18 protein-coding genes and 1 pseudogene are annotated in these 19,155 nt (G+C 73.5%); 12 read left to right on the top strand and 7 right to left on the bottom strand.

All coding sequences use genetic code 11. The annotated features are described in order from the left end of the window. Positions 1 to 458, bottom strand: a 458-nt coding sequence (locus MPTA5024_RS41950) for a toll/interleukin-1 receptor domain-containing protein (protein ID WP_036321241.1), incomplete at its 3' end; no start/stop codon positions are given. A 166-nt stretch (positions 459 to 624) separates the two neighbouring features. Between MPTA5024_RS41950 and MPTA5024_RS08305 the strand changes: the two genes are divergently transcribed. Further along, entirely contained in the window at positions 625 to 1,815 is a 1,191-nt protein-coding gene (locus MPTA5024_RS08305) for an SLC13 family permease (protein WP_084369503.1), read from the top strand. A gap of 16 nt (positions 1,816 to 1,831) precedes the next feature. Here the strand turns inward: MPTA5024_RS08305 and MPTA5024_RS08300 are convergent, their stop codons facing one another. Next, on the bottom strand, positions 1,832 to 2,728 hold the full coding sequence (locus MPTA5024_RS08300; protein WP_198167012.1) for a zinc-binding dehydrogenase: 897 nt from the start codon (positions 2,726 to 2,728) through the stop codon (positions 1,832 to 1,834). Between the two features lie 95 nt (positions 2,729 to 2,823). Here MPTA5024_RS08300 and MPTA5024_RS08295 point away from each other — a divergent pair, with 95 nt between their 5' ends. Continuing rightward, entirely contained in the window at positions 2,824 to 3,387 is a 564-nt protein-coding gene (locus tag MPTA5024_RS08295; RefSeq protein ID WP_157099334.1) for a TetR/AcrR family transcriptional regulator, read from the top strand. Positions 3,388 to 3,417: 30 nt separating this feature from the next. Here the strand turns inward: MPTA5024_RS08295 and MPTA5024_RS08290 are convergent, their stop codons facing one another. The 3 genes from MPTA5024_RS08290 to MPTA5024_RS08280 are packed head-to-tail and all read right to left on the bottom strand — an operon-like array spanning position 3,418 to position 5,923. After that, a complete protein-coding gene (locus tag MPTA5024_RS08290; RefSeq protein WP_051457847.1) occupies positions 3,418 to 4,263 on the bottom strand; it encodes an inositol monophosphatase family protein in 846 nt (281 codons plus the stop codon). Continuing rightward, a complete protein-coding gene (locus MPTA5024_RS08285; RefSeq protein WP_051457846.1) occupies positions 4,236 to 4,889 on the bottom strand; it encodes a hypothetical protein in 654 nt (217 codons plus the stop codon). The genes MPTA5024_RS08290 and MPTA5024_RS08285 overlap by 28 nt, the downstream gene beginning before the upstream one ends. Continuing rightward, positions 4,886 to 5,923, bottom strand: coding sequence for a hypothetical protein (locus MPTA5024_RS08280; RefSeq protein WP_036321237.1), 1,038 nt, complete (start codon positions 5,921 to 5,923; stop codon positions 4,886 to 4,888). Before MPTA5024_RS08280 ends, MPTA5024_RS08285 begins: the two co-directional genes overlap by 4 nt. Positions 5,924 to 6,197: 274 nt before the next feature. Between MPTA5024_RS08280 and uvrB the strand changes: the two genes are divergently transcribed. The 3 genes from uvrB (at position 6,198) to MPTA5024_RS08265 (ending at position 9,777) form a co-directional block, all read left to right on the top strand. Further along, entirely contained in the window at positions 6,198 to 8,309 is a 2,112-nt protein-coding gene (gene uvrB, locus MPTA5024_RS08275; protein ID WP_036321236.1) for an excinuclease ABC subunit UvrB, read from the top strand. Positions 8,310 to 8,562: 253 nt separating this feature from the next. Continuing rightward, positions 8,563 to 9,054 carry a hypothetical protein gene (locus MPTA5024_RS08270; protein WP_198167011.1) on the top strand — a complete coding sequence of 164 codons (492 nt, stop codon included), beginning with the start codon at positions 8,563 to 8,565 and terminating at the stop codon, positions 9,052 to 9,054. A gap of 105 nt (positions 9,055 to 9,159) precedes the next feature. Further along, positions 9,160 to 9,777, top strand: a complete 618-nt coding sequence (locus tag MPTA5024_RS08265; RefSeq protein ID WP_036321232.1) for a DUF4126 domain-containing protein — start codon at positions 9,160 to 9,162, stop codon at positions 9,775 to 9,777. A 163-nt stretch (positions 9,778 to 9,940) separates the two neighbouring features. Here the strand turns inward: MPTA5024_RS08265 and MPTA5024_RS08260 are convergent, their stop codons facing one another. Both MPTA5024_RS08260 and MPTA5024_RS08255 read right to left on the bottom strand, forming a co-directional pair. After that, entirely contained in the window at positions 9,941 to 11,104 is a 1,164-nt protein-coding gene (locus MPTA5024_RS08260) for an NAD(P)H-dependent flavin oxidoreductase (RefSeq protein ID WP_036321230.1), read from the bottom strand. Between the two features lie 108 nt (positions 11,105 to 11,212). Next, positions 11,213 to 11,914: an acyltransferase gene (locus MPTA5024_RS08255; protein WP_084369502.1), complete on the bottom strand. Its 702-nt coding sequence runs from the start codon at positions 11,912 to 11,914 to the stop codon at positions 11,213 to 11,215. 156 nt (positions 11,915 to 12,070) lie between these two features. On the opposite strand from MPTA5024_RS08255, the gene MPTA5024_RS08250 reads away from it, so the two are divergent. The 7 genes and pseudogenes from MPTA5024_RS08250 to MPTA5024_RS41945 form a co-directional block, all read left to right on the top strand. Next, complete coding sequence (locus tag MPTA5024_RS08250) at positions 12,071 to 13,741, top strand: CTP synthase (protein WP_036321227.1); 1,671 nt, start codon at positions 12,071 to 12,073, stop codon at positions 13,739 to 13,741. Then, positions 13,738 to 14,361, top strand: coding sequence for an NUDIX domain-containing protein (locus MPTA5024_RS08245; protein WP_036321225.1), 624 nt, complete (start codon positions 13,738 to 13,740; stop codon positions 14,359 to 14,361). The genes MPTA5024_RS08250 and MPTA5024_RS08245 overlap by 4 nt, the downstream gene beginning before the upstream one ends. Positions 14,362 to 14,397: 36 nt before the next feature. Then, positions 14,398 to 15,405, top strand: coding sequence for a site-specific tyrosine recombinase XerD (locus MPTA5024_RS08240; RefSeq protein ID WP_232326292.1), 1,008 nt, complete (start codon positions 14,398 to 14,400; stop codon positions 15,403 to 15,405). A gap of 121 nt (positions 15,406 to 15,526) precedes the next feature. Further along, the gene (locus tag MPTA5024_RS08235; RefSeq protein ID WP_036321220.1) at positions 15,527 to 16,420 is read left to right on the top strand and encodes a ParA family protein; all 894 of its coding nucleotides are present in this window, start codon (positions 15,527 to 15,529) and stop codon (positions 16,418 to 16,420) included. A gap of 85 nt (positions 16,421 to 16,505) precedes the next feature. After that, positions 16,506 to 17,438: a segregation and condensation protein A gene (locus MPTA5024_RS08230; protein ID WP_198167010.1), complete on the top strand. Its 933-nt coding sequence runs from the start codon at positions 16,506 to 16,508 to the stop codon at positions 17,436 to 17,438. Positions 17,439 to 17,524: 86 nt separating this feature from the next. Further along, a complete protein-coding gene (scpB, locus tag MPTA5024_RS08225; protein ID WP_084369500.1) occupies positions 17,525 to 18,244 on the top strand; it encodes an SMC-Scp complex subunit ScpB in 720 nt (239 codons plus the stop codon). Beyond that, positions 18,244 to 19,155 (top strand): annotated as a pseudogene (locus MPTA5024_RS41945) (hypothetical protein); the annotation flags it as partial. The gene scpB and the pseudogene MPTA5024_RS41945, both read left to right, overlap by 1 nt.

Here is a 19,155-nt window from a genome sequence, read left to right as displayed (position 1 = left end):
GGGAAGTGGGGCTGCTCGGCGGGCTTGGCGCGCCCGGCGAGCGCCTGGCGGATCCGGGTGAGCAGCAGCCGCCGGGCCTCGTCGGGATCGGCCACCCCGAGGAGGTCGACCCAGGTGATCGTCGACAGCAGGCCCTCGAGCGGGCAGTCCTCCAGCCGCACGGTGACGAGCTTGTTGGAGGGGTTGTCGGGATCGGCGCGCAGCGCGGCCTGCCACTCCAGCCGTCCGTACCGCGACTGGAGGTAGTTGCGGGTGAGCACGGCGACGACGAGGTCGGCCTCGCTGACGCCGCGGTCCATGAAGTCGATGAAGTTGGTGCCGGGCACGAAGTCCCACGCCTGGAGCATGGTGCGGTAGCCGGCGGCCTCCAGCTGCCAGGCGATCCACGTCGCCCACCGCTCGTCGGCGGGGGAGTAGCTGACGAAGATCTCTGTCCGGGCGTCCTCGCGGCCGTTCATGCCGTCTCCCGTACGCCCGCTCCCGGGGCGGGGACGGCGGGGCGGGGACGACGGGGGAGATCGCCACGGGTCATGACGCCAGTATCCCCGCTGTAACCGACGGTTTGGAGGGCTTGCGCGATCTCCGGTGGTACCGGGCCGATCACACCGATATAGGGTGTGCCCCGTGGCGGGTGGGCTTCGGCGGGTGTCCGTTCTCGACTGGATTAGGTTCGGGCTGCTGGCAGCCGGGATCGTGTTCGTGGCCACCGGCCTGCTGCCCGCGGCGACGGCCAGGGACAGCATCGACCGCATCGCGCCCCTGCTGCTGTTCCTCGGCGCGGTGATCGTGCTGGCGGAGCTGACGAAGGAGGCGCAGGTCTTCGACGTCATCGCGACCCGCCTCGCGATCGTCGGCCGCGGCAGCTACTTCGCGCTGTTCCTCCTCTGCACGGCGTTCGCCTCCCTCGTGACGATCGTCCTCAACCTGGACACCACGGCCGTGCTGCTCACCCCGGTCATGCTGGCGCTGGCCCCCCGTGCCAAGATCGCGCCGCTGCCGCTGGCGATGACCACGGCGTGGCTGGCCAACACCGCCAGCCTGCTGCTGCCGGTCTCCAACCTGACCAACCTGCTCGCCATGAACCGGGTGGCCCTCGAGACCCGCGCGTTCGCGGCCCGGATGTGGGCGCCGACGCTGGTCTCGATCGTCGTCACGATGGCGTTCCTGTGGGTGTTCTACTGGCGGCGCGGGGAGCGGGGGGAGGCCCGCTACCAGCCGCCGCCCCCCGTCGCCGTGGCCGACCGCGTGCTGTTCGGGGTGGCGGGCGTGGCCTGCGTGCTGTTCGTCGCCGCCATTCTCGTGGGCGTCCAGATCGGGGTGGCGGCGCTGGTCGCGGCGGTGGCCGTGGTCGCGGCCTTCGCGTGGCGCGACCGGTCGAAGCTCGCCTGGAGCCTGCTGCCGTGGCGGCTGCTGGTGTTCGTGACCGGGCTGTTCCTCGTGGTCCCCACCCTCAGCAGGTTCGGGCTGGCGGACGTCATGCACGCGATCATCGGCTCCGGCTCCGACGGCGACGGCGCCTACCGGGCCGCGGCGGCCGGGGCGGGCCTGTCCAACGTCGTGAACAACCTGCCGGCCTACGTCGCGGGCGAGCAGGTCATTCCCGCGGCGAACCACACGCAGCTGCTGTCGCTGCTCGTCGGCACCAACCTGGGGCCGGTCGTCACGCCCTGGGGGTCGCTCGCCACCCTGCTGTGGTTCGAGTGGTGCCGCCGCGGGGAGGTGCGGGTGCCGCTCGCCAAGTTCGTGCTGACGGGCGCCGGTCTCGCCGCGGCCGCCATCGCCGCGACCGTCGCCGTCCTCCTCGCCACTGCCTGAGCCGCCTCCGGGGGCGCTACAGGTCCATGACGATCTTCCCGGCCAGGCGCCGGCCGAGCAGGGCGCGGGACGCCTCGCCGATCCGCTCCCACGACCCGCGCCAGGCCACCTCGGCGGACAGGCCGCCGGACGCCAGCAGGCCGGCGAGATACGCCAGGTCGGGGCCGGGCTCGGACACGTCCCCGAACGAGCTGAGCGTCCGGGCCGGCCCGAGCGAGAAGTTCCACCCGGGCGGCAGGACGGCCGGCTCGCCGGAGGCCCACCCGACGCTCTGCAGGCTGCCGCCCGGGCGCAGCAGCTCCCAGCAGCGCACCAGCGCCGGGCCGCCGGTCAGTTCCAGCACGACGTCGACCGGCGCCAGGCCGTCGAGGCCGACGACGACCTCGTCGGCCCCCAGCTCGCGCAGGCCCTCACCGCGTCCGGGCGCGCCGACCGAGGCGATCACGTACGCCCCGGCCCGCCTGGCCAGCTGGACGGCGTAGCGGCCGACGCCTCCGGACGCCCCGGTGACCAGCAGCCGCCGCCCGAGGACCGGCCCGGCCGCCCGGATCGTCCGCAGGGCCGTGAGCCCGGCCAGGGGGAGCGCGGCCGCCTCGGCCAGGCCCGCCCCCGCGGGCACGACGGCCAGTGAGCCGGTGGGGAACGCGGCCCGCTCGGCCCAGGCTCCCGCCCCGAAGGCCACGACCCGTTCGCCCGCCCCCGGCCCGCTCCCGTCGGACGCCGGCCGCAGGACCACGCCCGCGGCGTCGTAGCCCATCACCGTGCCCGGCGGCAGGCCCGCCGCGTGGCGCAGCTCGCCGAAGTTGGCGGAGGCGTGCCGCACCTCCACCAGCGCCTCGTCCGGGCGGGGCTCGGGCTCCGGCACGTCCTGGGAGAGCAGGGGTCCGCCGGGGGAGACGATCAGCGCGCGCACACCACTTCCTTCCGTCGTTATCCGGACCGGTGGTCCACATTCCGTCGTGCGATAGTAGGAGGACTGCCGGTCCGGCTACAAGAGGGAGTGGTCGAGTGGTCCGGGAACGCGCCGACGCCGCCCGCAACCGCCTCGCCGTCCTGCGGGCGACGGAGGAGCTGCTGGCCGAGCACGGCCCCGAGCGGTTCTCCCTCGACCAGGTCGCCGCCAGGGCGGGCGTCGGCAAGGGCACGGTCTTCCGGCGGTTCGGGAACAGTGCGGGCCTGTTCCAGGAGCTGCTCGCCGAGAGGGCGGCCCGGCTCGCCGAGGACGTCGCGACCCCGGGTACGGCGCTCGGCCCCGGCGCCCCTCCGCGCTCCCGGCTGCTGGGCTTCCTCGGGGAGCTCGCCGAGCTCGCCGGCCGGAACGTCGCCCTGTTCGCCGCGCACGAGCGGGTGTGCGCCGAGGACCGGTACGCCGACCCGACGTACGTCCGCTGGCACGGCCACCTGACCGCCCTCATGGCGGAGATCCGCCCGGACCTCGACGCCGGCTTCGCCGCGCACGCGCTGCTCGCGCTCTTCGACGGCGACCTGGTGCGCCACGTCATGGCCGACGGGGGCGTGGAACGGCTGAGACGGTCGGTCCACGACCTCGCCGTCGCCCTGATCGGCCCCTGACCGGCTGGCTGTACCCGGGGCGTGGGCCGGTCAGGCGTGCGCGGTCGGGGCGGGCGGGAGCGCGGCGGCGAGGACGCGGGCCTCGGCGACCAGCGCGAGCAGGTCGCCGATCAGCTCGGGCCGGGCGGCCACGAAGCTGCGGTCCTCCCGGGGCCCGTCGACGTCCTCCTCGAACGGGCCGCCGTCGAGGGCGCGGATCTCCAGGCCCGCCTCCTGGGCGATGAGCGCGCCGGCCGGCAGGTCGACGGCCTCGGCGCGGTAGCCGATCATCCCGTCGATGTCCCCCCGGGCCAGCATGGCCCACGACAGCAGCGGCGCCCACAGCTGGAGCACCCGCCGGGCCCGTACCTCCATCGTCATCTTCAGGGACCGTACGGCCGGGTCGTCGCGGGCGACGCCGTACCCCTGGGTCCACGCGAGGACCGGGCCGTGCGGCAGGTCGCGCGGCGCGGGACCGTTCAGCGGGCCGGACGGGCCGAGCGCGCCCGCGTCGCGCACGGCCGACCAGGTGTGCCCGGTGACGGGGTCGTGGACGACGCCGAGCAGCGGGCGCCCGCCGGAGCACAGGGCGAGCCCCACGACGTAGGCGGGCAGCCCGATGGCGACGTTGTTGGTCCCGTCGAGCGGGTCGATGAGCCAGGTCCAGTCGCCGCCGCCGTGGACGCCCGACTCCTCGGCGACAATCCGATGCGTGGGGAACGCGGCCCGGATGCGGTCGAGGAGGATGCGTTCGGCGGCGAGGTCGAGGTCGGTCACGACGTCCCCCGACCGGCCCTTGGGGTGGACGCCGACGGGGCCGGACGCGCCCGCCCGGAGGGCGGTCCCGGCGGCCTCCGCGGCCTCGACGGCTACCCGCCGCGCGTGTTCGAGGTCCATATGCTCCTCCTGGCCAGCTCGGCGGCGCGGGCGGTCTCGGCGTCGTCGAGGCGTTCGCGCCTCACGTGGTGGAGGGGCGTGGCGAGCGGGCCGAGCGACAGGTCGCCGAGGCCGGGCCTGCCCCGGCCCAGCGCGACGGTCGCGGCCTCGCCGCCCTCGGGGATGACGCTGCTGTGGAACGCGCCGGCCCCGAGCGTGTAGGTGTCGCCGGGGCCGAACAGCTCGGCCCGCCCGGCGGCGTACCGGACGGTGCGGCCGGTCGGCCTGATCACGTCGCCGTCCGGCGTGCTGGTGACCGCGAAGACGCGGTGGGTGGGGTGGTCGGCGGCGTCGGACACCACCGCGTGGACGTTGCGGACCTGGCCGTAGAGCACGTGGCTGACCAGGTCCCAGCTGTGGCAGTGGACCTGCGACGTCGTGCTCACCGCGTGCGCGGCGCCGGCCGACCACACGTGCACGCACACGCCGAACTCGCCCGCCCGCTCGACCGGCAGGCAGAGGAACCCGAGGGGGTGGCGGACCGCGCGCACGCCGGACCCGCCCGCGGCGATCTCGCCGAGGACATCCAGCGCCCACTCGCGGGTGCGGCCGCCGTCGATCGTGTCCAGCACGTCCTGGTATCTCATGATCCGTACGGGTCCTTCGCCCGCAGTGCCTTCCGGGCGATCTGGACGACGTCCCGGTCGGTGAACGACTTGGGCAGGGGCAGGTCGATCCGGTCGAAGAGCCGGCGGACCTCCTCGACCGTCGGCTCGTCGCTGAGCGGCACGGTCTTGTACCGGTCGACCGGCACCCGGCGGGCCTGTTCGAGGCTGGTGCGCAGCTCGGTGTCGCAGCTCTCGTAGTAGAAGGTGCCGGCGAGGGCGGTCATCGCGCGGTTGGGGTCCTCCACCGTCATGATCACGGCGTGGCTGGACAGGTCCCAGCGGAACGTCGTCATCACCGACGACAGGCCGACCGCGATGTCCAGCAGGCCGTACCGCTGGCGGTGCCAGAACGCCGCGAGCACGGTCGCGAACGACTCCTTCCTGGCTCGGTCGGTCGTCCACACCTCGCCCGTGCCGTCGGGACGGTCGGACAGCGACCGGCGGTAGTGCGCGTAGCTCTCGCAGACCTCCTCGTCGGCCGGGTCGATGATCTCCAGCCGGATCGTGAGGTGCCGCTTCTCCCGGCGGGCGGCGGCGACGCACTCGGGGAGCGTCACCGCGCGGATGTAGGTGCCGGTGCCGCCCTTGAACGTCCACCGGTCGGTGCCGCGCCGCGCGTCCGCGTGGGCCTGGGCGATCTCGTGCTGGCTGCCGAGCACCCGCACGACCGACATGTCCTCCAGCGCCCGCCGGGTGTCGCCGACCAGGGCCTCCAGCTCGTCGAGGCGGCGCAGCCGCTCCGGGAGCCCGGTGAGCGCGGCCGAGGTCGCGTTCATCGCCTCCTCGACCGGCTCCTGCCGTACGCGGTCGCGCAGGAGGGCCGTGGCGACCAGCGCCAGGACGACGAGGGTGCTGCTGCTGACCAGCTGAACCTTCACCTTGTCGTTGAGCACGGAGTCGGGCAGCACCCCCAGCACGCCCACCGCGACGGCGAGCACCAGGGCGATCGCGCCGTCGACGTTCTTGGCAGCCCACGAGAGGGAACGGCCAGCGGCCTCCTTGAACCCCGCCATGAGTCAGCCCCGCATCCGCCGGTGTCGGCCCCCGCCCGCATCGTAACCACCGGGTCACGCGCGGGCAAAGGCCCGGGCGGCGACGCGTGTCCCGGCCCTCCGCCGGGCGCCGCCGCGGGAGGGCGGCGGAATTGTCGGTGGCGGCGCGTAGGTTATGTGAGGTGCGGTGAGAGCCGGTCCGGGGCGCCGAGCGGCACGGCCGGCGGCGCGGCGTCCTGCGGGGCGGCCGGGGGACGGGGCGACCGCGAGACGAGCGAGGAGTGGTGAGCGGGCGATGACATCTATCGCGGATCTGCAGCGCAGGGTGGCGCCGTTCGAGGTGGTCACCGACATGACGCCGTCCGGCGACCAGCCCACCGCCATCGCGGAGCTGGAGCGCCGGGTCAGGGCGGGGGAGAAGGACACCGTCCTGCTGGGCGCGACCGGCACCGGCAAGACGGCCACCGTGGCCTGGCTCATCGAGCGGGTCCAGCGGCCGACGCTGGTCATGCAGCCGAACAAGACGCTGGCCGCGCAGTTCGCCAACGAGCTGCGGGAGATGCTGCCCGGCAACGCCGTCGAATACTTCGTGTCGTACTACGACTACTACCAGCCCGAGGCGTACGTCCCGCAGAGCGACACCTACATCGAGAAGGACTCCTCGATCAACGAGGAGGTGGAGCGGCTGCGCCACTCGGCGACCTGGTCGCTGGTGTCGCGCCGCGACGTCGTCGTGGTCGCCTCGGTGTCATGCATCTACGGCCTGGGCACCCCGCAGGAGTACGTCGACCGGATGGTCGGGCTGAAGGTCGGCCAGCGGATCGACCGCGACCAGCTGCTGCGCAAGCTCGTCGACATGCAGTACGCGCGCAACGACCTGGCCTTCACCCGCGGCACGTTCCGGGTGCGCGGCGACACGGTCGAGGTCATCCCGGTCTACCAGGAGCTGGCCGTCCGCATCGAGATGTTCGGCGACGAGATCGAGAAGCTGGCCACCCTCCACCCGCTGACCGGCGAGGTCGTGGGGGAGGACGACGAGCTGCACATCTTCCCGGCCTCCCACTATGTGGCGGGCCCGGAGCGGATGGAGCGGGCGATCGCCGGGATCGAGGCCGAGCTGGTCGACCGGCTGGCCGAGCTGGAGCGGCAGGGCAAGCTGCTGGAGGCCCAGCGCCTGCGCATGCGCACGACGTACGACATCGAGATGATGCGCCAGATCGGCACCTGCGCCGGCATCGAGAACTACTCCCGCCACATCGACGGGCGTGAGGCGGGCACCGCGCCCCACACCCTTCTCGACTTCTTCCCGGACGACTTCCTGCTGGTGCTCGACGAGTCGCACCAGACCGTCCCGCAGATCGGCGCCATGTACGAGGGCGACGCCTCCCGCAAGCGCACGCTCGTGGAGCACGGCTTCCGGCTGCCGTCCGCCATGGACAACCGCCCGCTGAAGTGGGAGGAGTTCCTGGAGCGGATCGGCCAGACCGTGTACCTGTCCGCCACCCCCGGGCCGTACGAGCTGGGGCGGAGCAAGGGCGACGTGGTCGAGCAGGTCATCCGGCCCACCGGCCTGGTCGACCCCGAGGTGGTCATCAAGCCGACCAAGGGCCAGATCGACGACCTCATGGAGGAGATCCGGGCGCGGGCCGAGCGGGACGAGCGCGTCTTGGTCACCACGCTGACCAAGAAGATGGCCGAGGACCTGACCGACTACCTGCTGGAGAACGGCATCCGGGTGCGCTACCTGCACAGCGAGGTCGACACCCTGCGGCGGATCGAGCTGCTGCGCGAGCTGCGGATGGGCGAGTTCGACGTGCTGGTCGGCATCAACCTGCTCCGCGAGGGCCTCGACCTGCCCGAGGTGTCGCTGGTGTCGATCCTCGACGCCGACAAGGAGGGCTTCCTGCGCTCGGAGACCTCGCTCATCCAGACGATCGGCCGCGCGGCCCGCAACGTGTCGGGCCAGGTCCACATGTACGCCGACAAGGTCACGCCCAGCATGGAGCGGGCGATCGACGAGACCAACCGGCGCCGGGCCAAGCAGATCGCCTACAACAAGGCCAACGGCATCGACCCGCAGCCGCTGCGCAAGCGTATCGCGGACATCCTCGACAGCCTGGCGCGGGAGGACGCCGACACCGAGCAGCTCCTCGGCGGCGCCGGGCGGCAGCAGTCGCGCGGCAAGGCCCCGGTCCCTGGGGTGGCGTCCCGTACGGCGGGGCAGCACGCCAAGGCCATCGCGGGGGAGATGCCGCGGGCCCAGCTGGAGTCGCTGATCGAGTCGCTCACCGAGCAGATGCACACGGCGGCGGCCGACCTCCAGTTCGAGGTGGCGGCCCGGCTGCGCGACGAGATCAAGGAGCTCAAGCGCGAGGTCCGGGACATGCGCGAAGCCGGCGTGCGGTAACCGCCGGCCCGCCACTCAGGAGCCGCCGGCCCGCCGCTCGGGAGCCGCCGGCAGGGCCGAGAAAACGGGTGGCCGTGCCCGGTCGCAGGCGGTTAGCCTGCGGCCGGCGGCGGCCACCGGGCGCCGCGGCGGCCGTTTCGCGGGGAGGAGGTCCGGGATGCGACCGGCGGTCGGTGAACCCCTGAGGCGATGTCTCTCCTGCGGGGGCTGGGAGTACGGGGGAGCGCCCGGCTGCCCGCGATGCGCCGCCCTGGTGGACGCCGTCGTGGAGGAGGGCTGGCGGGAGTTCCTGCTCGCGGAGTTCGGCAGCCCGTCGCCGGACGACGAACAGGCCGTCGCCGGGATGGTGGCCGACGAGCCGCACCGGCACGACTGGCGGGTGGTGGACGCCGCCCTCGACCGGCTGACGTGCGGGGAGTGCGGCGGCGCCCTCGGCCGCCGGACCGGATGCCCGCGCTGCGACCTCGCCCACGGATTCCGCTACGCGGCGATCGAGGTCGACCGTCCCGGGGTGCCGCCGGGCAACGAGCACGCCGTCCGGGTGAACGTCTCGGTCGTCCGCCGTCCCGAGGGCGTCTCGGCCCCCGAGCTGCTCATGCGGCGGCTGTTCCTGCCCGCCCTGCTGGTCGGGTTCCTCCCGACGACAGAGCAGGCGCAGCGCATGAGCGCCCTCGGCAAGAGAGGAGCCCGCGCCGAGGAGATCAGCCGCTTCCTCGACGCGCTGGCCGAGGCGCCGGGAGCGTGAATCCACGTGTCGGCCGCGCGATCCGAGGTAGTAAGCGGGGACACGCGAGGGCGCCCGTCCGTTGAGTGAACGCGAGGGTGTCTCGTGTAGCGGAGGAGGTGGCTCATGTTCGCGGCGCTGACCGGGCTCGGACTGTCGACCGCGGCCGGGCTCAACGCGTACATCCCGTTGATGGTCGTCGGCCTGCTCGCCAACTTCAGCGACGCCGTACGGCTGCCGCACGAGTACGCGTGGCTGTCCAACGGCTGGGTGCTGGGGATCATCGCCGTGCTGCTGGTCGCGGAGTTCGTCCTCGACAAGGTTCCCGTGGTCGACCACGTCAACGACATCATCCAGACCGCCGTGCGGCCCGCGGCGGGCGGCGTGGTCTTCAGCGCGACGGCCGCCGCGGCCAAGCTGGACAACTCGGCGTGGATGGCCGAGCACCCGGCGGTGGGGTGGGTGCTGGGCATCGTGGTCGCCCTCGCCGTCCACCTGGTCAAGGCCGGGGCGCGGCCCGTGGTGAACGCCACCACCGCCGGGGTGGGCGCGCCGGTGGTCAGCACGGTCGAGGACGTGAGCTCCCTCGGCATGAGCCTGATCGCGATCTTCGTGCCGGTGCTGGTGATCGTCGCGCTCGTCGTCTTCGCCGTGGTCGCGTGGCGGCTGGTACGGCGGGTGCGCCGCTACCGCGAGAACCGCCGGGCCCGCGCCGCCGCCGCTGATCCCGGGCGCGCACCCTGACACCCCCGTTCACGGCCCGCCCTGGCGGATTCCGCCCGCCCGCGTTGTCCATCTGCCGCGTGCCCGGCGCCGCTTCACGCCTCCAGCCGTCCTCGCGTCCAAGGCGACCCGGCCGACGGCCGGTCCGCACGTGGGGGGCAGATGGCCCGCCCGGGCGGGGTTCTTAGCCGTTCAGACGGCCGAGCCGGGCCACCGCATCGACGTACTCGGAGACGATGGCGTAGACGACCTCGCGGGCCGGTCTGACCTGGTTCATCTGGCCGACGACCTGCCCGACGAAGTAGTTCGCCAGGTCCCGCGCCCCCTCGCCGCCCGCCTCCGCCGCCCGTACGACCCGGGCGAGCGCCGGCTCTGCCAGCAGCATCTGCAGCGGCATCGGCAGCGGGCCGGGGCTCTCGGTGGCCTCGTCCCACTCCTCGGTCCAGGCGGACTTCAGTTGCCGGGCCGGCTTCCCCGTACGGCACCGGGACCGGACCGTGTCGAGGGACGTGGCGGCGAGCAGCTTGTCCCGGACGACCGGCGGCGTCTCGGCCTCCTCGGTCGTCAGCCAGACCGACCCGCACCACACGCCCTCGGCGCCGAGCGCGATCGCGGCGGCCATCTGGCGGCCGGACGCGACGCCGCCGGCGGCGAGCACCGGCACCGGCGCGACCGCGTCGACCACCTGCGGGACCAGGACCATCGTGGAGATCTCTCCGGTGTGGCCCCCGGCCTCCGTGCCCTGGGCCACGACGACGTCGGCTCCGGCGGCCACCTGCCGCCGCGCGTGCTCGACCGTGCCGACGAGCGCCGCCACGGGCACCCCCGCCGACCGGGCCCTGTCCACCATCTCCGGCGGGGGAGGCCCGAGCGCGCTCGCGATCAGCCGGACGGGATGTTTGAGGGCCACGTCGACGAGGCCCATCGCCCCCGCCGCGGTCACCCGCCGCCCGGCCTCGTCCGCCGCGCGCCCGGCGGCCGTCGTGGGCGGCGCCCAGGCTCCGCCGTCCGGGGGCCAGATGTCGGGACGGCCCACGTCGTACTTGCGCATGAGGTGGGCGACGAAGTCGCGGTGCGCGTCAGGGATCGCCTCTCCCAGCCGGGCCGCCGGGTCCGCGGCCGCAGCGTCCACCCGGCCCGGGAGCAGCACGTCGACGCCGTACGGCCGGCCGCGCACCTGCTCGTCGATCCACGACAGCTCGCGGTCGAGGCGGGCGGGGGAGTAGGCGACCGCGCCGAGCACGCCGAAGCCGCCCGCGTTGGTCACGGCGGCGACGACGTCGCGGCAGTGGCTGAAGGCGACCAGCGGGAACTCGATGCCCAGCAGTTCCGTGAGTCGGGTGCGCATGCCGTGAACCTACGTCCGGCAGGCCCGCCGGTCCAGGTCGCGGGCTCCGGCGGCGAGGGCGCTACGAGAGCCGGTCGGTCCGGGTCGCGGGCTCCGGCGGCGAGGGCGCTACGAGAGCCGGTCGGTCCAGGTCAGGCTCTCGGCCGGGGGGCGGGGCGCGGTCAGGGGGCCGGACAGCCGGAGGCCGGACGGGTTGTGCCAGCCGAGCTCGGGGGAGTGGCTGCGGACGACCTTGGCCGGGACGCCGGCGATGACGGAGTGGTCGGGGAACTCGCCCCTGACCACGGCCCCGCCCGCCACCACGGACTGGCGGCCGATCCTCGTCCCCGGCAGGATGATCGCCCCCGTGCCCAGCCAGGAGCCCGAGCCGATGACGACCGGCTTGTTGCGCGGCCACTGCCGCCCGATGGGCGTGTCCGGGTCGTCGTACACGTGGTTCTGGTCGGTGATGTAGACGTACGGGCCGGTGAAGACGTCGTCGCCGATGTCGATGGACTGGTGGCCGACGATGTGGCTGCCCCGGCCGATCGAGCAGCCCCGGCCGATGCGGACGATCGAGGCGGGGCCGAGGTCCACGCCGGGGCCCATCCCGGCGGACATGGAGACGCGCTCCCCGACCAGCGTGTGGGCGCCGATCTCGATCCACGCCTCACCGAAGATCGCACCGACGGGGAAGGCGATGCAGGCGCCCTCACCGAGGCTGCGGAACCGATATCCGCCGGTCGAGCCGGGGCTGATCGCGGCCGCTTCGCGCATGTAGGCCCACCCGCGGTGGACCAGCCGGCCGACGGCTCGCTTCACGATCGACATAATCGGACAAGCTACCGGTTGGTCGGCTTACCCGCTATGGCGGATCAGCGCACGTGGGGGGCCCGATTATGCCAAGCGTTTGATATTCTGAGAGCCCGTGGGCATCGCGACCGCCGATCCGGGCGGCCGGATCGGCAACGACCACGGGAGCCTTATTTGCGCAGCGCCGCACAAACCAAGCATCTGTTCGTCACCGGCGGCGTCGCCTCCAGTTTGGGCAAGGGGCTCACGGCCTCCAGCCTCGGGCGCCTCCTCAAGCTTCGCGGCCTCCGGGTCACGATGCAGAAGCTCGACCCCTACCTGAACGTCGACCCCGGCACCATGAACCCGTTCCAGCACGGCGAGGTGTTCGTCACCGACGACGGGGCCGAGACCGACCTCGACGTCGGCCACTACGAGCGGTTCCTCGACACCGAGCTGCACGGTTCCGCGAACGTCACGACCGGGCAGGTCTACTCCAACGTCATCGCCAAGGAGCGGCGCGGGGAGTACCTCGGCGACACCGTCCAGGTGATCCCGCACATCACCAACGAGATCAAGGACCGGATCCGCGGCATGGCGGGTCCCGAGGTCGACGTCGTGATCACCGAGGTGGGCGGCACCGTCGGCGACATCGAGTCGCTGCCGTTCCTGGAGGCCGTCCGGCAGGTCCGCCACGAGGTCGGCCGTGACAACGTGTTCTTCCTGCACGTGTCGCTCCTGCCGTACATCGGCCCGAGCGGCGAGCTGAAGACCAAGCCGACCCAGCACTCGGTGGCCGCGCTGCGCAGCATCGGCATCCAGCCCGACGCCATCGTCTGCCGGTCCGACCGGCCGATCACGACGTCGCTGAAGCGCAAGATCAGCCTGATGTGCGACGTGGACGAGGACGCCGTCGTGTCCGCCGTCGACGCCGCATCGATCTACGACATCCCGAAGGTGCTGCACGCCGAGGGCCTCGACGCGTACGTCGTCAGGCGGCTCGGTCTCCCGTTCCGCGACGTGGACTGGACCGAGTGGGACCAGGTCCTGCGCCGCGTGCACCGCCCGGCCACCGAGGTCACGATCGCGCTGGTCGGCAAGTACATCGACCTGCCCGACGCGTACCTGTCGGTCACCGAGGCCCTGCGCGCGGGCGGCTTCGCCAACGACGCCCGGGTCAACATCCGGTGGGTCAAGAGCGACGACTGCGAGACTCCCGAGGGCGCGGACCGCGAGCTGGACGGCGTCGACGGCGTGCTGATCCCCGGCGGGTTCGGCGTGCGCGGCATCGAGGGCAAGGTCGGCGCGGTCCGGCACGCCCGCGAGCGGAAGGTCCCGCTGCTCGGCATCTGCCTCGGCATGCAGTGCATGGTGATCGAGGCGGCCCGCAACCTGGCCGGCATCCCGGACGCCGACAGCACCGAGTTCGACCCGAAGACCCCCGACCCGGTGATCTCCACTATGGCCGACCAGGAGGACGTCGTCGCGGGCGAGCGCGACATGGGCGGAACCATGCGCCTCGGCCTCTACCCGGCCAAGCTGGCCGAGGGCACCCTCGCCCGCCAGCTGTACGGCAAGGCCAAGGTGGAGGAGCGGCACCGCCACCGGTACGAGGTGAACAACTCCTTCCGGGAGCGGTTGGAGAAGGTCGGCATGGTCTTCTCCGGCCTGTCGCCCGACGGCCGGCTCGTCGAGTACGCGGAGCTGGCGGCCGACCAGCACCCGTTCTTCGTCGGCACCCAGGCCCACCCCGAGTTCCGGTCGCGGCCGACGCGGGCGCATCCCCTGTTCAAGGGGCTGATCCAGGCCGCCCTGGTGTACGCGGACGCCCGGGAGACCTCCGCGAAGGCGGGCCGGGCCAAGTGAACCCCGAGGTGAACATCCAGGACACCGAGGAGTGGTGGCCGGTCGTCGCCTCCGCGGACCGGTTCGCCGGGCGGGTCATCACCGTCCGGACCGACACCGTCGAGATGCCGGGCGCGGTGACCGCCGACCGCGACTACGTCGTCCACCCCGGCTCGGTCGGGGTGCTGGCGCTGGACGGGGAGGACCGGGTGCTGCTGCTGCGGCAGTACCGCCACCCCTGCCGGCGCCTGCTGTGGGAGCTCCCGGCCGGAATCCGCGACGTGCCGGGCGAGCCCCTGGTCTCCTGCGCCGCCCGCGAGCTGGCCGAGGAGGCGTCCTACCGCGCCCGCACGTGGCACACGCTGGTGGACCTCTACACCTCGCCCGGGATGTCGAACGAGCGGATCAGGGTCTTCCTCGCGCGCGACCTCGAACCCATCCCCGACGAGGAGAACGGGTTCGTCCGCCAGCACGAGGAGACCGACATGCCGGTGGAGTGGATTCCCCTGGGAGCGGCTGTCGACCGCGCCCTGAACGGAATGATCCACAATTCTCCGGCCGTCGCCGGTATCCTCGCCGCGTACGCCGCTTCCGCCGACGGTTTCAAGGGCCTTCGTCCCGCCGACGCGCCGGAGGCATGAGTCCGTAGGGGGAACGTCCTGAGCGAGGCCGAGGCGGTGCTGTCCAGCTACCTCGCCCATCTGGCGGTGGAGCGGGGGCTGTCTGCCAACACGCTCGCGTCCTACCGCCGCGACCTGCGTCGATACCTCGACCATCTCCGGGCGCGGGGGCTGGACACGCTCTCCCACGTGGCCGAGTCGGACGTCGTCGCCTTCCTCGCCGCCCTGCGCGAGGGGGACGACGACCACCCGGCCCTGGTGGCCAGCTCGGCCGCGCGCGCCGTGTCCGCCGTGCGCGGGCTGCACCGGTTCGCCCTGCGGGAGGGCGTGTCCGGGCACGACCCCGCGCACGAGGTGCGGCCGCCGCGGCAGCTGCGGCGGCTGCCCAAGGCCATCACGGTCGCCGAGGTCGAGCGGCTCATCGCCGCCTGCGGCCCGGCGGACTCCCCTCTCGCCCTGCGCAACCGCGCGCTTCTGGAGGTCCTGTACGGCACGGGCGCCCGGATCTCCGAGGCCGTCGGGCTGGCCGTGGACGACGTGCCCACCTCGTCCGGCACGTCGCTGACGTCGTCCGGCTCGCCGGACTGGTCGGTCTCGTCGTCCGGCTCTCCGGTGCCGTCGTTCGTCTCGTCCCCACGGGAGCGGGACGCCGACCAGGACCAGGTGCGCCTGCGCGGCAAGGGCGGCCGGACCCGGATCGTGCCGCTCGGCCGCTTCGCCCGCCGCGCGCTCGACGCGTACCTCGTCCGGGCCCGTCCCCTGCTCGCCGCGCACGGCCGGGGCACGCCCGCCCTCTTCCTCAACGCGCGGGGCGGCAGGCTGACCCGGCAGGGCGCCTGGGAGGTGCTCCAGGCGGCCGCGGACCGGGCCGGACTTTCTGGGGTTTCACCGCATATGTTGCGGCATTCGTTCGCAACACACCTCCTGGACGGCGGCGCCGACGTTAGGGTTGTCCAGGAGTTGCTCGGCCACGCCTCGGTGACCACCACGCAGGTGTACACCCTGGTCACGGTCGACAGGCTCAGGGAGGTCTACGCGGCGGCCCACCCCCGCGCGCTGCACTGAGGCGGCGCGCGCCGCCCCCGGGACCGGCCCCGATCGCCGCGGCATGGGCGCGCCGCCTTGCCGCACGGGTGCCGACCCTTTAGATTCGATCAGGTTCGACGCCGTCAGGGAGGACCAACAGGTGACTGCCACCACAGAGGGGACGTGGACCGCGGGCGCCGCCGCCGGCGCGATCGGGCCCACCGGCCGTCCCCGCCCGGTGTTCCCCGATCCCACACCTCCGCAGACCCACGGGCCCGCGCGCATCGTCGCCATGGTCAACCAGAAGGGCGGCGTCGGCAAGACGACGACCACGATCAACCTCGGTGCCGCGCTGGCCGAGGTGGGCCAGCGGGTCCTGCTCGTCGACTTCGACCCCCAGGGCGCGCTCTCGGTCGGCCTCGGCATCGACCCCCGGCCGCTCGAGGCCACGGTCTACGACCTGCTCATGGAGGAGCCGGACGTCACCCTGGAGGACGTCCTGCTCGACACCACGGTCGACGGCATGCAACTGCTGCCGAGCAACATCTTCCTGTCCGGCGCGGAGATCAGGCTCGTCAACGAGGTGGCCAGGGAGTACGCGCTGCAGCGGGTGCTCGAGCCCCTCCTGCCGCACTACGACATCTGCCTGATCGACTGCCAGCCGTCCCTCGGCCTGCTCACGGTCAACGCCCTCACCTGCGCGCACAGCGTGATCATCCCGCTGGAGTGCGAGTTCTTCGCGCTGCGCGGCGTCGCGCTCCTCATGGAGTCGATCACCAAGGTCCAGGAGCGGCTGAACAAGAGCCTGGAGATCGACGGCCTGCTGGCCACCATGTACGACCCGCGCACGCTGCACGCCCGGGAAGTGCTCCAGACGATCATGCAGGGCTTCGGCGACAAGGTCTTCCACACGGTCATCAACCGCACGGTCCGCTTCCCCGACGCCACCCTGGCCGGGGAGCCGATCACGCAGTTCGACCCGGCGTCGATGGGCGCGACGGCCTACCGCGAGCTGGCCCGCGAGCTGCTCGCCCGGTGGCCCGCCCGGGTCTGACCACCGCAGCGCCCCCGTCTCCGTCCCGGCCCGGTCCCGTACGGCTGCCGCCGGGGCGGCGGCCGGGCCCGGCGGGTGAGCGAGAATGGCAGGCGTGACGGATCAGGCGACCGAGCAGGAGCCGGGTGCCCAGGGCGGCTTCCAGGTCCACCTGGACGTCTTCGAGGGCCCCTTCGACCTGCTGCTCGGCCTGATCTCCAAGCACAAGCTGGACATCACCGAGGTGTCCCTGCACAAGGTCACCGACGAGTTCATCGCCTACATCCGCTCCCGCGGCCCCGAGTGGGACCTCGACCAGACCAGCCACTTCCTGCTGGTCGCCGCCACCCTCCTCGACCTCAAGGCGGCCCGGCTGCTGCCCACCGGCGAGGTGGAGGACGAGGAGGACCTCGCTCTCCTGGAGGCCCGCGACCTGCTGTTCGCCCGGCTCCTGCAATATCGGGCGTACAAGGAGGTCGGCAAGATCTTCACGGCCCGGATGGCCGAGGAGGCGCTGCGCTTCCCCCGTTCGGTGCCGATGGAGAAGCGGTTCGCCGACCTGCTGCCGGAGCTCGTGCTGGGCATCGGCCCCGAGCAGCTCGCCAAGATCGCCGCTAGGGCGTTCACGCCGAAGGCCCCGCCGGCCGTTTCGGTCTCCCACATCTACCAACCGCTCGCCAGCGTCCGCGAGCAAGCCGCTATCCTTGTCGAGCGGCTGCGCCGGCTCCAGAAGGCGACCTTCCGGGCGCTGACCGCCGACTGCGGGGGCACGTACGAGGTCGTCGCCCGCTTCCTGGCCGTCCTCGAGCTGTTCAGAGAGTCCGCCGTCGCGTTCGAGCAGCTCGAACCGCTCGGCGACCTGTACGTCTCCTGGACGGGCACCGCGGACGGCGACGTGACGGTCGGCGACGACTACGACGAGGGCGGCGGCCGGTCCGGCGGAGACGACGCCGGGCCCGGCGGGGACGGACCCGCGGACGGTGACGACGGCGGCGACGGCGGCGACCCCGCCCCCGGCGACGCCCCTCCCGGCTCCTGACAGGGGCCGGCGGGACGGATTCCGGTGACCGGGCCGCGGCGGGCGCACCCCGCCCCGGAACGCCTGCCGAGGACGAGCGAGGAGCGATGGAACGCAGCGAGGGAACCGGCCAGGCCGGCCCCGCCCGTACGGGCGACCGGGACGACCCGGTGGCCGGCCCGGCCGCGGGATCCTCCGGCGTCCCCGTGGACGTGCCGGACGTCCCGAGCCCCGCGGACGCCCCGGCGTCCGGGGACGGTCCGGAGGCCTCCGGCGAGCGTCCCGACGGCGTCCAGAGCCTGCGGGCGGCCCTGGAGGCCGTCCTCATGGTCGTGGACGAACCGGTGGCCGAGATCACCCTCGCGCAGGTCCTGGAACGGCCCACGGGCGAGATCGCGAAGGCCCTGCGCGAACTGTCGGCGGAATACACGGCGGCCGGACGGGGTTTCGACCTTCGAGAGGTGGCCGGAGGCTGGCGCTTCTACACGCGGGCGGAGTGCGCCCCGCTGGTGGAGCGGTTCGTCAGGGACGGACAGCAGGCGCGGCTCACGCAGGCCGCTCTGGAGACCCTCGCCGTGGTCGCCTACCGGCAGCCGGTCAGCCGGGCCCGGGTGGCGGCGGTACGCGGTGTGAACAGCGACGGCGTCATGCGGACGCTGGTCGCGCGCGGGCTGGTCGAGGAGGCCGGCACCGACCCGGAGAGCCAGGCCGTGCTCTACCGGACGACGAGTTACTTCCTGGAGAAACTGGGGCTCAAGAGCCTCGACGAGCTTCCCGAGCTCGCCCCGTTCCTCCCGGACGACGTGGAAACCCTTGAGGAGAAGTAGTGAACAGCAGGCGTGGCACCCCGTCCGGTGAGGGACGCGGTCGGAGCCGGAACACCGGTCGGCAGGAGGGACCCCGCGGATCCCGCGGCGGGTCCGGGGGCGAGTTCCGCTCCCAGGGCGACCGGCGAGGCGGCTCCCGCGGCACGGGTTCCCGATCCGGACACGGTTCCGACTCCCGGCCCTTCCGGGCCGACTCCAGGCCGTCCCGCCCGTCGAGGGGCGACGACGGCGGCGCGCGGGGCGACCGCTACCGCGACGCCGACCGGGGCCCCCGGGGCGGGGGCGACCGGCGCGACGAGGGCCGCCCGTCGCGCGGCTTCTCCGGCGCGTTCTCCCGCGGCGACGACCGCGCCGCCTTCCGGGCCGAGCGCGGCGGCTCCCGCGGCCGCTACGGCCGCCCCGAAGGCGACCGCGACGGCTCCCGCGACTCCTTCCGCGAGTCCGGGCGGGGTCGTGACTTCGGCCGTGACCGTGACTCGGGCCGTACGGGCGGCGGGCGCGACCGTGATCGCGACTTCGGCCGTTCCAGCGACCGCGAGTCCGGCCGCGACTCTGGCCGGGGCCGTGACTTCGGTCGTGACCGTGACTCGGCCCGTGCGGGCGGCGGGCGCGACCGTGATCGCGACTTCGGCCGTTCCAGCGACCGCGAGTCCGGCCGTTCCAGTGGCCGCGACCGCGACTTCGGCCGCGATTCCGGCCGCGATTCCGGGCGGGGGCGTGACTTCGGCCGTGACGGCGGCCGGGACGCCGCCGGCCGTGGAGATCGGGAGCGTTCCTCCTTCCGCGGCGAGGGCGGCGGCACGCGCGGCCGTTACGGGCGTACCGCGGGCGACCGCGAGGGCGCACCGGGCCTGCGCGCGGCGCGCGGCGGCGCCCGGACCGGGAGCGACCGCGACGAGGTGCAGACGATC

The organism is Microbispora sp. ATCC PTA-5024 (genome assembly GCF_000511135.2).
Taxonomy (GTDB): domain Bacteria; phylum Actinomycetota; class Actinomycetes; order Streptosporangiales; family Streptosporangiaceae; genus Microbispora; species Microbispora corallina.
This window is presented reverse-complemented; position numbering and strand designations above follow the sequence as displayed.

Coding starts and splice junctions, on each gene's coding strand:
- MPTA5024_RS08285 (WP_051457846.1), bottom strand. CDS start 4,889: ATGAGATACCAGGACGTGCTGGACACGATCGACGGCGGCCGCACCCGC.
- uvrB (WP_036321236.1), top strand. CDS start 6,198: ATGACATCTATCGCGGATCTGCAGCGCAGGGTGGCGCCGTTCGAGGTG.
- MPTA5024_RS08280 (WP_036321237.1), bottom strand. CDS start 5,923: ATGGCGGGGTTCAAGGAGGCCGCTGGCCGTTCCCTCTCGTGGGCTGCC.
- MPTA5024_RS08255 (WP_084369502.1), bottom strand. CDS start 11,914: ATGTCGATCGTGAAGCGAGCCGTCGGCCGGCTGGTCCACCGCGGGTGG.
- MPTA5024_RS08290 (WP_051457847.1), bottom strand. CDS start 4,263: ATGGACCTCGAACACGCGCGGCGGGTAGCCGTCGAGGCCGCGGAGGCC.
- MPTA5024_RS08265 (WP_036321232.1), top strand. CDS start 9,160: ATGTTCGCGGCGCTGACCGGGCTCGGACTGTCGACCGCGGCCGGGCTC.
- MPTA5024_RS08230 (WP_198167010.1), top strand. CDS start 16,506: ATGGCAGGCGTGACGGATCAGGCGACCGAGCAGGAGCCGGGTGCCCAG.
- MPTA5024_RS08260 (WP_036321230.1), bottom strand. CDS start 11,104: ATGCGCACCCGACTCACGGAACTGCTGGGCATCGAGTTCCCGCTGGTC.
- scpB (WP_084369500.1), top strand. CDS start 17,525: ATGGAACGCAGCGAGGGAACCGGCCAGGCCGGCCCCGCCCGTACGGGC.